The sequence below is a fragment of the Duganella sp. Dugasp56 genome, from assembly GCF_047304105.1.
Lineage (GTDB): Bacteria > Pseudomonadota > Gammaproteobacteria > Burkholderiales > Burkholderiaceae_D > Rugamonas > Rugamonas hordei.
On the sequence record NZ_JBGLYQ010000023.1, the window covers coordinates 107,709 to 121,203 of the forward strand.

Annotated in this window: 14 protein-coding genes; 9 read left to right on the forward strand and 5 right to left on the reverse strand. The window is 63.1% G+C overall.

Annotated elements, in window-relative coordinates:
• Positions 1-25 precede the first annotated feature (25 nt).
• A complete protein-coding gene (locus tag ACCD07_RS17520) occupies positions 26-436 on the reverse strand; it encodes a response regulator (RefSeq protein WP_413448099.1) in 411 nt (136 codons plus the stop codon).
• Between the two features lie 196 nt (positions 437-632).
• On the opposite strand from ACCD07_RS17520, the gene msrA reads away from it, so the two are divergent.
• From msrA to ACCD07_RS17555, 7 genes are all read left to right on the forward strand, one after another.
• The gene (gene msrA, locus ACCD07_RS17525; protein ID WP_176652700.1) at positions 633-1,136 is read left to right on the forward strand and encodes a peptide-methionine (S)-S-oxide reductase MsrA; all 504 of its coding nucleotides are present in this window, start codon (positions 633-635) and stop codon (positions 1,134-1,136) included.
• Between the two features lie 129 nt (positions 1,137-1,265).
• Entirely contained in the window at positions 1,266-1,664 is a 399-nt protein-coding gene (locus tag ACCD07_RS17530; protein ID WP_176652701.1) for a DUF1842 domain-containing protein, read from the forward strand.
• Positions 1,665-1,980: 316 nt separating this feature from the next.
• Positions 1,981-3,693 (forward strand): glycosyl hydrolase family 18 protein, encoded by a 1,713-nt coding sequence (locus ACCD07_RS17535; RefSeq protein ID WP_413448100.1) that lies wholly within the window; start codon positions 1,981-1,983, stop codon positions 3,691-3,693.
• Between the two features lie 3 nt (positions 3,694-3,696).
• Complete coding sequence (locus ACCD07_RS17540; protein ID WP_353403395.1) at positions 3,697-4,713, forward strand: cupin-like domain-containing protein; 1,017 nt, start codon at positions 3,697-3,699, stop codon at positions 4,711-4,713.
• A gap of 15 nt (positions 4,714-4,728) precedes the next feature.
• Complete coding sequence (locus ACCD07_RS17545; RefSeq protein WP_413448101.1) at positions 4,729-7,077, forward strand: chitinase C-terminal domain-containing protein; 2,349 nt, start codon at positions 4,729-4,731, stop codon at positions 7,075-7,077.
• 12 nt (positions 7,078-7,089) lie between these two features.
• Positions 7,090-8,505, forward strand: coding sequence for a glycoside hydrolase family 19 protein (locus ACCD07_RS17550; RefSeq protein WP_413448102.1), 1,416 nt, complete (start codon positions 7,090-7,092; stop codon positions 8,503-8,505).
• Between the two features lie 60 nt (positions 8,506-8,565).
• Complete coding sequence (locus ACCD07_RS17555) at positions 8,566-9,312, forward strand: YoaK family protein (RefSeq protein ID WP_176652704.1); 747 nt, start codon at positions 8,566-8,568, stop codon at positions 9,310-9,312.
• Positions 9,313-9,329: 17 nt separating this feature from the next.
• On the opposite strand, the gene ACCD07_RS17560 is transcribed toward ACCD07_RS17555, so the two are convergent.
• Complete coding sequence (locus ACCD07_RS17560; RefSeq protein ID WP_413448103.1) at positions 9,330-10,307, reverse strand: diguanylate cyclase; 978 nt, start codon at positions 10,305-10,307, stop codon at positions 9,330-9,332.
• Positions 10,308-10,453: 146 nt separating this feature from the next.
• Between ACCD07_RS17560 and ACCD07_RS17565 the strand changes: the two genes are divergently transcribed.
• A complete protein-coding gene (locus ACCD07_RS17565; RefSeq protein ID WP_176652890.1) occupies positions 10,454-10,939 on the forward strand; it encodes an arsinothricin resistance N-acetyltransferase ArsN1 family B in 486 nt (161 codons plus the stop codon).
• A gap of 15 nt (positions 10,940-10,954) precedes the next feature.
• Here ACCD07_RS17565 and ACCD07_RS17570 read toward each other — a convergent pair whose 3' ends face one another.
• Positions 10,955-12,076: a branched-chain amino acid ABC transporter substrate-binding protein gene (locus ACCD07_RS17570; RefSeq protein WP_176652706.1), complete on the reverse strand. Its 1,122-nt coding sequence runs from the start codon at positions 12,074-12,076 to the stop codon at positions 10,955-10,957.
• Positions 12,077-12,209: 133 nt separating this feature from the next.
• On the reverse strand, positions 12,210-12,869 hold the full coding sequence (locus ACCD07_RS17575; RefSeq protein WP_353403390.1) for a substrate-binding periplasmic protein: 660 nt from the start codon (positions 12,867-12,869) through the stop codon (positions 12,210-12,212).
• Between ACCD07_RS17575 and ACCD07_RS17580 the strand changes: the two genes are divergently transcribed.
• Positions 12,850-13,134, forward strand: coding sequence for a hypothetical protein (locus ACCD07_RS17580; RefSeq protein WP_413448104.1), 285 nt, complete (start codon positions 12,850-12,852; stop codon positions 13,132-13,134). The two genes, ACCD07_RS17575 and ACCD07_RS17580, sit on opposite strands and share 20 nt — an antisense overlap.
• Here ACCD07_RS17580 and ACCD07_RS17585 read toward each other — a convergent pair.
• Positions 13,131-13,495: hypothetical protein (locus ACCD07_RS17585; RefSeq protein ID WP_413448105.1), on the reverse strand; the 365-nt coding region annotated here is incomplete at its 5' end. The two genes, ACCD07_RS17580 and ACCD07_RS17585, sit on opposite strands and share 4 nt — an antisense overlap.

Genomic DNA, 13,495 nt, shown 5'->3' on the forward strand with positions numbered 1-13,495 from the left:
TTTCAACGGGGCACGGCCTGGCGCTTTATGCAATCTTGCGCTCGAAACTGTCGCGCATCGCGCAAGCCGCGCCGATGCCCTTGACGATTTCATCCAGGCTGGCCGGCTTGGTGATGTGCTGGTCGAAGCCGACGCTGCGCGTGCGCTGCCGGGTGGCCACGTCGCCCCAGGCGGTGAACGCGACCAGCGCCAGGTTGCGATTTTCCGGCAGCGCGCGCAAGGCGCTGGCCACCTCGTAGCCGTCCATGCCCGGCATGCCCAGGTCGAGCAGGATCACGTCCGGCGCGAAGGCCGCGGCCGTCCGCAATCCGTCGGCGCCGGAATAGGCGACCGTCGTCTGATGGCCGTACAGGGCGAGCAATTCCGCAGCGATATCGGCCGCCTGATGATTGTCGTCGACGATTAAAATACGTTTGGCAGGGATGGTCTGGTCCATGATGTTGAACGAAAGAGGGGCAACAAAGACTGTTGCGGTCGTTCGGCTGGGTCCAGGCCGGGCAAGAGATACGGAATGTGTTTGGGATTTCCGTTAATAAATTATATCCCAGTAAGGACGGTGTGAGTAACCTTGAAGAAAGGGATAACGTCACTAAATCATGGAGAGACCAATGCGATACAACAAAGGATAGATAATGACTACAGTAACGGAAAAGGCCATCCTGGCCGGCGGATGCTTCTGGGGCATGCAGGATCTGGTGCGCAAATATCCCGGCGTGCTGGCCACGCGCGTCGGCTACAGCGGCGGCGATGTGGCGAACGCAACCTATCGCAACCACGGCACCCATGCCGAGGCGATCGAGATTGTCTTTGATCCGGCGGTCATCAGCTATCGCAAGATCCTGGAATTTTTCTTCCAGATCCACGACCCGACTACCCGCAACCGCCAGGGCAACGACATCGGCACCAGTTACCGGTCGGCGATTTACTATACCAGCGAGCAACAAAAGGCGACGGCGGAAGACACCATCGCGGACGTCGACGCGTCCGGTTTGTGGCCGGGCAAAGTGGTGACCGAAGTGGCGCCCGCCGGCCCATTCTGGGAAGCGGAACCCGAACATCAGGACTATCTGGAACGTCTTCCAAACGGCTATACCTGCCATTTCGTCCGCCCGGACTGGCAACTGCCGAAGCGTTGATGTTGTTTTTTTGATTTGAAATATAGTTTATAAACAATCACTTAGCTCTCGGAAGGTATTCGGAAGGCAAACTTGGCTCACCATCCCTACAGTGGACTCATGTTTTCATCATCACCGTCAGGAATCACCATGAGTCAATTATTTACCGCAGTCTACGAAGTCACCACCGAGCGCCAGGATCACCCCACTTTGCGCCTGAACCTGATCGTCAACCGGCAAACCGACAGTGTGCTCGGGCATGCCCACCTCGCGTTCAGCGACGGCGAAAGTGTCGGCATTTCGGTCCGTGGCCACTACACGGAAATCGGCGGCGAGCGTCCGTTGCAGGCCATCGTACTGGCCGGCTTGCCGGCGATTTTTCCCGGCGTCGAAGAGGTGCCCAGCGGATTCCAGATGCTGATGGTACTGCCGACCGCCTCCCGCGACGGCCAGGTTTGCTACAAGATGAGCTTTGGCACCGATCGCCGGCGCATCGTGGAAATCCGTGACGGCGTCGGCCGTGCCTTGCTGCCTGAAATGGTCCACTGACCGTTTTTGTGCGCGGGTGGCGCACTACCACTTTTCCCGCCCCAAAAATTGGTACTAGCCGTTTAACGGAATGTTCATTTTCAAACATTCCGCCAAGCGGCATGCTAGTCGCTTGATCTGTAGCGCCAACGAAGTTGGTGGGCGCTCACACTCCGTGTATCGGTTGATATCTATTCTTTCCCGCGTAGCTCTTACCTCCTTGCAACTGGTATTGGATTGGATGCTATTTAATAAAACCACTTGACTACCACTTATTTCGGTTTCATCCTGAAAAGATAATAAAAAAGAAAACCACCCACCACACCAAGGAGAGACCATGGAACGTGCAGTCAAGGGGAATGCGGCCGTATTAGGCCTGATCGCCGGCATGCTTGCGGCTTGCGGCGGGGGCAGCGACAGCCCCGCTACCGATACACAAAAAATGAAGCTGCTCGGAGGGACGCAAACCGTAGCAGCCGATACATGTCCGGCGTGGTCGTCCAGCGCGATCTACACGCTGGGCATGTGTGTGACCTACAACGGCGCCACCTACAAAGCCAAGTGGTGGACGCAGAATAATATTCCGGGCACCGAGGAATGGGGACCATGGGAGCTGCAAGCGACTACGCCGACCCCGACCCCAACGCCAACTCCGACGCCTACCCCGACGCCGACTCCGACTCCAACTCCGACTCCAACTCCAACGCCAACTCCGACACCCACCCCGACGCCTACTCCAACGCCAACACCGACCGGCGGTCGTGAAATCGGCTCCTACTTCGCGCAGTGGGGCGTCTATGGCCGTAACTACGAAGTGGCCGACATCCACACCACCAAGACCCCGGTCAACGGCGTGCAGACCAGCATCGCCGACCAGCTCACCTTCATCAACTACGCCTTCGGCAACACCTACGCCAAGAACGGCGGCTACGAATGCGACATGCAGACCCGCGCCGAAGTCGGCAACGACAGCCCGACGTCGCCCGCGGCCGGCACCGGCGGCGACGCCTACGCCGACTATCAACGCTCGCCGGCGCGCACCGTCAACGGCCAGGCTGTCGCATGGGATGCTCCATTGAGCGGCAACTTCCTGCAACTGAAGCTGCTGAAAGCCGCACACCCGAACCTGAAGATCTTCATCTCGCTGGGTGGTTGGAGCTGGTCGAAGAATTTCTCGGCCGCCGCCAAGACCGACGCGCTACGCAAGCAGCTGGCCAAATCCTGCGTCAAGATGTTCATCGCCGGCGACCTGCCGGTACAGGATGGACGCGGCGGCGCGGGTTCCGCCAAAGGCGTGTTTGACGGCATCGACATCGACTGGGAATACCCGGGCGGCGGCGGACAACCGTACAACACCTTCGACACGGTCGCCGACAAGCATAACTTCACGCTGCTGATGGCCGAGTTCCGCGCGCAGCTCGATGCGCAAGGAGTCATCGACGGCAAGCGCTATGCGCTGACGGCCGCCATCGGCGCCGGCACCGAGAAGATCGCCCAAACCGAACCCAATCTGTATTCGCAGTACATGGACTGGGTCAACCTGATGAGCTATGACTTCCACGGCGGTTGGGAAAGCACCACCAACTTCCACGCGCCGCTGTACCACGACAGCGCCGATCCATCGACCGGCGTGCTTGCCAAGTACAACGCCAACGACGCCATCACGGCGCTGGTGGCCGCAGGTATGCCGCGCAATAAGATCCTGCTCGGCGTGCCGTTCTACGGACGCGGATGGAAGGGCGTCGCCGCCGGGCCTAACGCCAACGGCCTGTATCAATCCACCACGGGCGCCGCGGCCGGCACCTACGAGGCGGGCATAGACGACTACAAAGTCCTGGTCAACAAGACGGGATCGCGCTGGTACCACCCGACCACCAAACAGCTGTTCCTGTACACTGGCAGCGGAGAATGGTGGAGCTATGACGACCCGACGGTAATCGCGACCAAGATGCAGTATGTGCGCGACCAGAGTCTGCGTGGCGCCTTCTCGTGGGAGCTCGACGGCGACGCCAGCGGAGCTTTGACCAGCGCAGTGTGGAAAGGACGATAAGCGATGAACCGCCATGACGCCGTACAACAGATAGACGTTAACGACTCATGGCGGGGATGGATCGCCGAGAACCTTATTCTCGGCGGCCATCCGGAAGCGCTCATCGGCATCATGATCCAGTCTGGCATCGTCGAGGCCTCGGCGCGCGCGGAGATGGACGCCGCGCTGCGCAGCCCATACCTGCGGGGCGTATCGCGACTGCACAACCGGCTGGCCAAGCGCGACTGGGTGCTGCGCATCCAGCAGCGCCTGAACCGGCTGGGGCCCAATGAAGTGCCGCGCCGGGAGCGCCTGTCCGGCGCCGCTTTCCTCGACGAGCACTATCGCCGCAACGAGCCGGTGATCATCACCGGCATGCTGGACGATTGCGTCGCGCGCGAAAAGTGGACTTACGACCACCTGATCGGGCAACTGGGCGGGCGGGAAGTCGAGGTGCAGTTCGGCCGCGAGGCCGATCCGAACTACGAAATGAACAGCAACTCGCACAAGCGCCGCATGCCTTTCGGCGAATACGTGGCAATGGTGCGGGATAGCGGCCCAACCAACGATTTCTACATGACCGCCAATAACGACGGCCGGAATCGCGAGGCGCTGCAGGAGCTGATGGCGGATCTGCCGCCGTTGGCGGAATACCTGGAGCAGGGGCGCGGCGGCTTTTTCTGGTTCGGACCGGCCGGCACGATCACGCCGTTCCATCACGACCTGACCAACAATTTCATGATCCAGATAGCGGGGCGCAAGCGGGTGCGGTTGATCGCACCGTGCGACACGCCCAACGTGTACAACCAGCGTCACTGTTATTCGCAGGTCGATGGACGCAACATCGATCTGCAGCGCTTCCCGATGATGGCCAACGTGCCGGTCATCGAATGCGTGCTGGAACCGGGCGAGATCCTGTTCCTGCCGGTGGGCTGGTGGCATTTTGTCGAGGCGCTCGATGTGACCATCACGGTCTCGACCACCCACTTCCTGTGGGATAACGACTTCTATACCCATTACCCGAGCAATCAAGACTTCTAATCACGGGATCTAAAAATGAGACAAAATATTTTGATGCTGACGCTAGTCGGCAGTACTCTGGCCGCCTGTGGTGGCGGCAGCGACCCTCAAAACGCAGCTACTCCAGCGCCGAAATTATTGGGCGGCGCCGTGCGCATGGGCGCCGCGGCCGTCACCTGCGACGCGTGGAGTGCTTCGGCGGTCTACACCGTCGGCATGTGCGTGACGTACAACGGCATCACCTACACCGCCAAGTGGTGGACGCAGAATAACGTGCCCGGCACGGAAGAGTGGGGCCCTTGGGCGGCGCAGACGACCACGCCAACTCCGACCCCAACGCCAACTCCGACACCGACACCGACACCGACACCGACGCCAACTCCAACGCCAACGCCAACGCCAACGCCAACGCCGGTCGCATGCCGCCCGGACGGCCTGGCCACGCCGGTACCGAACGTGAACTACTGCGGCGTGTACGATGCCAACGGCCGCGAGAAGCTGGCCAATGGCCTGAATCGCCGCATCGTCGGTTACTTCACCAGCTGGCGCACAGGAGCGAACAACACGCCGTCCTACCTGGTCAACAACATCCCGTGGGACAAAATCACCCACGTCAACTACGCCTTCGCCGCAGTTGACGCCAACGCCAAAGTCCAACTGGGCACCGGCGCCAACAACCCGGACACCGGCATGACCTGGCCGACGATCCCCGCCGCCGCGATGGATCCGTCGTTGCCGTACAAAGGCCACTTCAACTTGCTGGCGCAGTACAAGAAGCGCTATCCCGGCGTGAAGGTGATGCTGTCGATCGGCGGCTGGGCGGGCAGCGGCGGCTATTACACCGCCACCACCAACGCCGACGGTTCGCTGAACACCGCCGGCATCAACACGCTGGCCGACTCGATGGTCGCCGTGCTGCGCCAGTACACCTTCTTCGACGGCATCGACATCGACTACGAGCACCCGACCACCAACAACGCGGCCGGCAATCCGCTCGATTTCGGCGTCTCCAAGCCGCGCCTCGCGGGGCTGATGACAGGCTACAACGCGCTGCTGAAAACCGTACGCCAGAAACTGGACACGGCCGCCGTCGCCGACAACAAGTACTACATGCTGACCATCGCCGGCTCCGCATCGGCATGGATACTGCGCGGCGAGGAAAACCTCTCCGGCCTGCAGTACCTCGACTACGCCAGCCTGATGTCCTATGACCTGCACGGAGGCTGGAACCAGTATGTCGGTCCGAACGCCGCGCTGTTCGACGACGGCAACGACGCCGAACTCAAGGCCGGCAACGCCTACCAGTACGGCGGCATCGGCTACCTGAATGTCGACTGGGCCTACCGCTACTACCGCGGCGCATTGCAGGCCGGCCGCATCAACCTCGGCGTGCCGTACTACACGCGGGGCTGGAAGGACGTCAGCGGCGGCACCAACGGCTTGTGGGGCACGTCGCCACTGGTCAGCAATACCGTCACCTGCGCCGGCGTTCCGACCTGCGGCACCGGCGCCATCGGCATCGACAACGTCTGGCATGACCTGGATACCAACGGCCAGGCGGTACCCGGCGGCGGCAATCCGCTGTGGCACGCGCTGAACCTGCAAGGCGCGATCGTGCCGGATTACCTGGACGCCTACGGCATCACCGAGAAGACCATCACCGGCGTCTATAGCCCCAACTACAGCGCCACGATGGCCGCGCCGTGGTTGTGGAACGCCACGCGCAAGGTCTTCCTGTCGACCGAGACGACGCAGTCGATCGCGGCCAAGACCCAGTACGTGATCGACAACGCCATCGGCGGCATCATGATCTGGGAACTGGCCGGCGACTACGCCTGGGACGCGGGCAAGAATGGCGGCAAAGGCGAGTACTTCATGGGCTACACGCTGACCACCAACATCTACAACGCCTTCAAGACCGCCGGTCCGTACGGCGCGGCGCGGGCGGAATCGGCAATGCCGGCCAGCAGCGCCAAGGTCAGCATCTCGCTCGGCGGCTGGAAGCTCGGCGACAGCAACTACCCGATCAACCCGGTCATGACGGTGACGAACAACACCACCGTCACCATTCCGGGCGGCTCGGTGGTGGAATTCGACTATCCGGTATCGGCGCCGGCCAACATGAGCGACCAGTCGGGCTATGGCCTGACGGTGACCAAGGCCGGCTACTCGGGGCCGAACAACATCGGCGGCTTCAAGGCCAACTTCAACCACGCCAAGTTCACGATACCGTCGTGGCAATCGCTGGCGCCGGGTGCTTCGGTGGCGATCACGCTGAACTACTCGCTGCCGATTTCCGGACCGTCCTCCTACGTCGTCACCGTGAACGGCGTGCGCTACGCGCTGAGCGAAGAGTACCCCGGCTTGCCGGTCGCGCTGAAGTAAGGAGACGGCGAGATGAAGATCACTTATATCTTTGCCTCGCTGACCGCCATGCTGCTTGCCGCCTGTGGCGGCGGCAGCGACGGCGGCCAGGCCGGCAACGCGACTCCCCGCATCCTTGCTGGCGGCACGACGGTGGCCGCCGCATGCCCCGCATACAGCGGCACCGCCGTCTATACGGCCGGCATGTGCGCAATCTATCAGGGCAAGCAGTTCGAGGCGAAATGGTGGGTGCAGGGCACCGCGCCCGACGCCGCCGATACCTACGGGCCGTGGAAGTACGTCGGTGTCGCCACCGATCCGCCGCCGACCGATCCCGGCACCACGCAACCGGGCGGCGTGCCGACCAGGGCGCAAGCCGAGGCGCGCGAAGCGGAGCTGACCAACAACGACTTCTTCCGCAAGGTGAAGGCATCGATCCGCACGCTGGACAACGCGGCGGTCGATGCCGTGGCGCCGGGCGTGGCCGCCAATCCCGCCAACGTCAAGCGGGTGGAGCGGCTGCTGTCGCCGGCCAGGTGGGACTACTACTTCGGCGTGCGCGAGCCCAGCTACACGTACGGTCGCTTCCTGCAGGCGGTGGCCAAGTTCCCGGCGGTCTGCGGCGACTACACCGACGGCCGCGACGCCGACGCCATCTGCCGCCATTCGCTGGCGACGATGTTCGCTCACTTCGCGCAGGAGACGGGAGACCACAACGCCAGCTTGCCATTGCCGCAGTGGCGGCAGGGCCTGAAGTATCTGCGCGAAATGGGCTGCGACGAAACCGGCACCAACTGCGGCTACAACGCCGAGTGTTCTGATCCGGTGTTCAACACTGTCTGGACCTGCGGTAAAAACGCCGACGGCAGTTTCAAGAAGTACTACGGACGCGGCGCCAAGCAGCTTTCGTACAACTACAACTACGGCCCGTTCTCGCAGGTGATGTACAACGGCGACCAGTCGGTGTTGTTGAAGAATCCGGACCTGGTGGCATCGACCTGGCTCAATCTCGCTTCGGCGACGTTCTTCTTCGTCTATCCGCAGCCGCCCAAGCCGTCGATGCTGCACGTGCTGGACGGAACCTGGGTGCCGAATGCGGCGGACCGGGCGGCCGGTGCGGGCAACAACTTCGCCACGACGATCATGATCATCAACGCCGAGTGCGGTACCGGTACGGAGAAGGCGGCGGCGCAGAATCGTATCGACTACTACAAGCAGTTCGCGGCGGACCTGGGCTGGAACGTCGGCGGCGAGCAGCTGTCGTGCGCCACCATGCAGCGCTTCACGGCATCCAGTTCGGCCGCCTACAACATCTATTGGGAGAAGAACTGGAGCAGCGGCGGCGATTACCAGTGCCAGCTGGTGAGCTACCAGACGCCGTATAGCGCTCTTATCGCTGGCAACTACGCCAAGTGCGTCGAAAAGAACTGGAACGTGGTATTGAAGTAGATGCCTGAAGTGAGGTGATGGCATACAATGGAATGGCCGACAGCAATAAAGAGGCCAGCCATGCCCATGCACTACCTGCGTGCCTTAACCAGCCCGCAACGAACCGATATCAGCAACCGCCGCCTTGGCCGTTCGCTGGCCTTCGTGGCCGGCGCGGTCAATGCCGGCGGTTTTTTCGCAGTAGGTCAATACACGTCGCACATGTCGGGCATCGTCTCGGCGCTGGCCGACAACGCCGCCCTGGGCGAGGTGGCCCTTGTGGCGGCGGGGTTCGCGTCGCTGCTGGCCTTCCTCTTCGGCGCGGCGACGTCGGCGATCCTGATCAACTGGGGCCGCCGGCGCGGCGCGCACAGCCAGTATGCGCTGCCGTTGATCGTCGAGGCGGCTCTGTTGTTGTGCTTTGGCCTGATGGGCGCCAAGCTGGGCGCGTCGGGCCAGATCTCCGCCATCGTCGCGCTGCTGTGCTTTGTGATGGGATTGCAAAACGCCATCGTCACCAAGGTGTCGCGCGCCGAAATCCGCACCACCCACGTCACCGGCCTGGTGACCGACATCGGCATCGAGCTGGGCAAGCTGGTTTACTGGAATGGACTGCCAAGCGCCGGGCCTTCGGACACGGTGAGGGCCGACCGCGGCAAGCTGCGGCTATTGGGTTCCCTGCTGGCGATGTTCCTGGCAGGGGGCCTGGTCGGCGCCTTCGGCTTCAAATATATCGGCTATATCGTTACGGTGCCGCTGGCCTTGGCGTTGCTGACGCTGGCCATCATCCCGGTTTTCGACGACCTGTACGCCGCGCGCCAGCGCTGAACGATGATCAAGGTGGATCAATGCGGCGCAGTCTGCGCCTTCAACAGCTGCTTGTTGCGGTACATGGCCATGTCGCCCTCCGCCAGCATGTCGCCGATGGAGTGGTGGCGGGCCAGGTCGAGGTTGACCTGGCCGACGCTGAAGCGGATGTCGTAGCCGCGCCGGTCCTGCGCGTTGCGCACGTCGACGGCGTCCTGCAGCCGCTGGACGGCGGCCATGGTTTCGGCAGCGTCGGAGTTGATCAGCAGGGCGGAAAATTCGTCTCCGCCCAGGCGGCCGATCAAATCGCTGTTGCGGAAGATGGTGCGCAGGATGTCGGCAAACACCGTCAGCGCGCGGTCGCCTTCCGCATGGCCGAAGGTGTCGTTGATTTTTTTAAAATAGTTCAAATCGAAGAACAGCAGCGAGGCCGGCTTGCCCAGCCGGTGGCACACATTCATCGCCTGCTGGCCCAGCACCTCGAAGCCGCGCCGGTTCGACAGCATCGTCATTGCATCCATGGTCGCCATCTGCAGCGCGCCCATTTCCTGCTCGACCATCGCCGCCAGGTCGCGCAGCAGCTTGCAGTCCTCGCCCTCCAGCATGCGCGGCATGGTGTCGAGCAGGCACAGGGTGCCCAGCCGGCAGCCACCCGGTATCGTCAGCGGGCAGCCGGCATAGAACCGCACATAGGGATCGTCGGTGACCAGCAGGCTGTCGTGAAAGCGCAGGTCCAGCGTGGCGTCCGGCACCACCAGGATATCTTCGCTGAGGATGGCGTGGGCGCAGAAGGATGCGTCGCGCGGTACCGACACCACATCGTTGCCGGCGCAGGATTTGACGAACACGTTGTCGGAATCGACCAGGGTGACGATCGCGATCGGCACATTGAACAGCCGCCTGGCGAGCCTGGTGAGCCGGTCGAAGCGTTCCTCCCGCTCGCTGCCAAGGAGGTTAAGGGCGTGCAGCGCCTCGATGCGCTGGGTCTCGTTTGACGGTCTAGCGGCGGCCAGCATGTCGATCTCCCGGTTCTTTTTGTTTTGTCCTGAACAGACGAACAGATAAATCATACGCGCTTTTTATTCGCGTAAACCGGGGCGTTGCGGCTTCCATACAAACACGCTATTGTTAAGCTTATCTCTTCAACCACAACACCATGCCGATGATACGACCCGCCACGCCTGACGATGCCGCCGCCATCGTCGCCATCTACAACCACTATATCGCCACCACCACCATCAGTTTCGAGGAGCACCCCGTCTCGCCGGAGGAAATGGCCGGCCGCATTCGCGACGTGACGGCGCACCTGCCATGGCTGGTGCACGAGCGGGATGGACAGGTGGCCGGCTATGCGTATGCGACCAAGTGGCGGGTGCGCGCCGCCTACCGCTATTCGGCCGAGACCAGCGTATACGTGGCGCAGGGGCAGGGCGGCCGGGGCATAGGCTCGGCGCTGTACAAGGCGCTGCTGGAAGAACTGCGCACGCGCGGCATCCACATGGCGATCGGCGGCATCGCCCAGCCCAACCCCGCCAGCGTGGCGCTGCATGAAAGCCTGGGCTTCGAAAAGGTCGCCCACTTCAAGCAGGTCGGCCGCAAGTTCGACCGCTGGATCGACGTCGGGTACTGGGAGCTGCGGCTCTCCTAGACGGCCTCCCTCAACTTAATAGGTAGTCAGCGGCACCGGCTGGCCGCCCTTGAAGTTGAAGATGGTGACCGGCGACTGCTTCATGTCGCCGTGGTCGTCGAACGAATAGGTGCCCGCCACACCCTTGTACGAGCCGGCGCCGATGGTGGCCGCCACTTTTTGCGGATCGAGCGAGTTCGCCTTCTGCATGGCCTGCGCATACATCATGGTCGCATCGTAGTAGGCGGCCGCGTAGACGTCGGCATCCTGCTTGAAGCGGGCCTTGAACTTGGCCTTGAAGGCCGGACCGCTGGCCGCCTTGTCGAGGATGGCGCCGCCCTGCGAGCACAGCACGTTGTCGCCGACGGCGTCGCCGCCAAGCTTGCCCATCTCCGCCGTGCAGATGGTGTCGCCGCCCAGCAGCCTGGCGTTGATGCCCAGCTGCTTCATCTGGCGCGCCATCGGCGCGGCCTGCGGCGCGTAGCCGCCGAAGAAGATCGCTTCGACCTTCTTGGTTTTCAGCTTGGTCAGGATGGACGTGAAGTCGAACGCCTTGTCGTTGGTGAACTCATGGCCGGCCACGGTCATGCCGGCGGCCTTGGCCTGCTTCTTGAATTCCTCCGCCACGCCCTGGCCGAACGCGGTGCGGTCGTCGATGACGGCCACGGTCTTCAGTTTCAGTTCATTGGCCGCGTACAGCGCCATCTTGGTGCCCAGCTGCGAATCGCTGGCGTTCACGCGGAACAGGCCCTTGTAGCCTTGCTGCGTGATCTTCGGATTGGTGGCCACGGTGGCGATCAGCACGCCGGCGTCGTTGTAGGCGCGCGATGCGGGAATCGCCACGCCCGAGTTGTACGGGCCGACGACGAACTTGACGCCCTGGTCGATCAGCTTCTGCGCCGCCGCCACGCCGGCTTTGGGATCGCCCTGGTCGTCTTCCGACTGCAATTCGAACTTGAGCTTCTTGCCCGCCACGGTGATCGGCTTGGCGTTCAGTTCCTCGATCGCCAGGCGCGCGCCGGATTCATTGTCCTTGCCGGAGAAAGCCTGGGCGCCGGACAACGGGCCGCTGTGGCCGATCTTGACCACGGTGTCTTGCGCGTGGACGGTGGCGGCGCCCAGCAGCGCCAGGGCGGCAGCGATATGCTTCAGTTTCATGCGGTCTCCAGAGGGTGTGAATAAATGCGATGACAGGATTATCGCCAAAATCCGCAAATATTATCGCGTGAGTTGGGCTTGCGTATGGCCTTTTTTCGGGCAGATCCGCTTTCGAAGGGCTGCCGGCCAAAATTTAATTCGGCGCGCGCTGGCGCCTGGCCTCTTCCTCGCGCTGGCGGATGCGGGCCAGCGCCGCGTTGATGCGGTCGATGATGCCGTCGTCCTTGCCGCGGGCGATGGCGAAAAACTGGCCGCTGTCGGTGGCCATCGGCTTTGGCAGCACGCTGAAGCCGGCGTTGGCGGCGGCGCCGATGGACGGCAGGCGCGGCGCCATGAATTGGCGGATGTCGGCCTCGAGATCTTTCGCGGTCTGGCCGTTGGGCTGGAACAGCAGCACCACGTCGACCCGCTTCAGCATCAGGCGGGTCAGGCGGGTGCCGCGCGAGGAGATGTCGTCGTCGGTGCGGAACAGTTTTTTGCCGCGCGCCTGTTCGAATTCCTCGCCGTAGTTGTAGCCGCGCACCGTGCCGACGGTCTTGCCGCGCAGGTCCTCGAGGCTGTTGAAGGGGAAAGTGGCGTCGCTGCGCGTGACCAGCCACAGGCTGTTGTGGGTGGCGATGTCGGAGTAATGCAGCGCGCGCAGGCGTTCTGCGGTTTTCGGCAGCCCGAAAATCAGGCCCACGCCGTCGAGGGCGTAGCGTTCGGCGCGCGCCCATGGATACATATGCGGCTCGAAGGTCACGCCCAGCTCCCGCTCCACCGCGGCGATCACCTTGCGTTTGACTTCCGGCATGGGCCTGGGCCTGCCCCTTTCGTCGAGCGTATCGCCCATCAGCAGCTGCACCACGGGACCGGCGGCCGTCGCGCGGGGCGGTAGTCCGCACCACAGCAACGTGACAAGCAAAGTGGCAGACAAACCCGCCGGCATCGACAATTTGGCTTTGAGCATCGTCCGATTATTGCAGAAAATTCCAAGCATGTTCACAAATACTGAAAGGCTTGTTGCGCCATTGCGCGTTCTGCCGGGCGATTCTGATCCTGAGGGGCTGCCCCTCTAACGCGCGGTGCCGATGCCGCGCGAGCGGGCCGGGGCTTCGACCGCCGACACGCGCGGCACCGCACCGCCGGCAGGCGACGCGGCGCGGGCATTGGCGCCCAACACCGTCGTATCGTTGATGTTGTAGGCGGCGATGGCGGAAGCCAGCGCGGGATTGGCGCGCAGCGGATCGGTTTGCAGCAGGCTGGCGCGCACCGCCGCCTGCTGCGCTGCGGTGTTCTGCGCGGCCAGCGCCTGCGCCGCCTGGGTTGCCTGTGTCGCCGCGCCCGGCGCGGCGGCGGGGTGTTTGGCGGCGGCGGCCCCCGCGGCGGTGGCTGCGGGCCGGCGGGCGGCGGGGGGCGGGGGCGCCCCCGCGTGCTGGG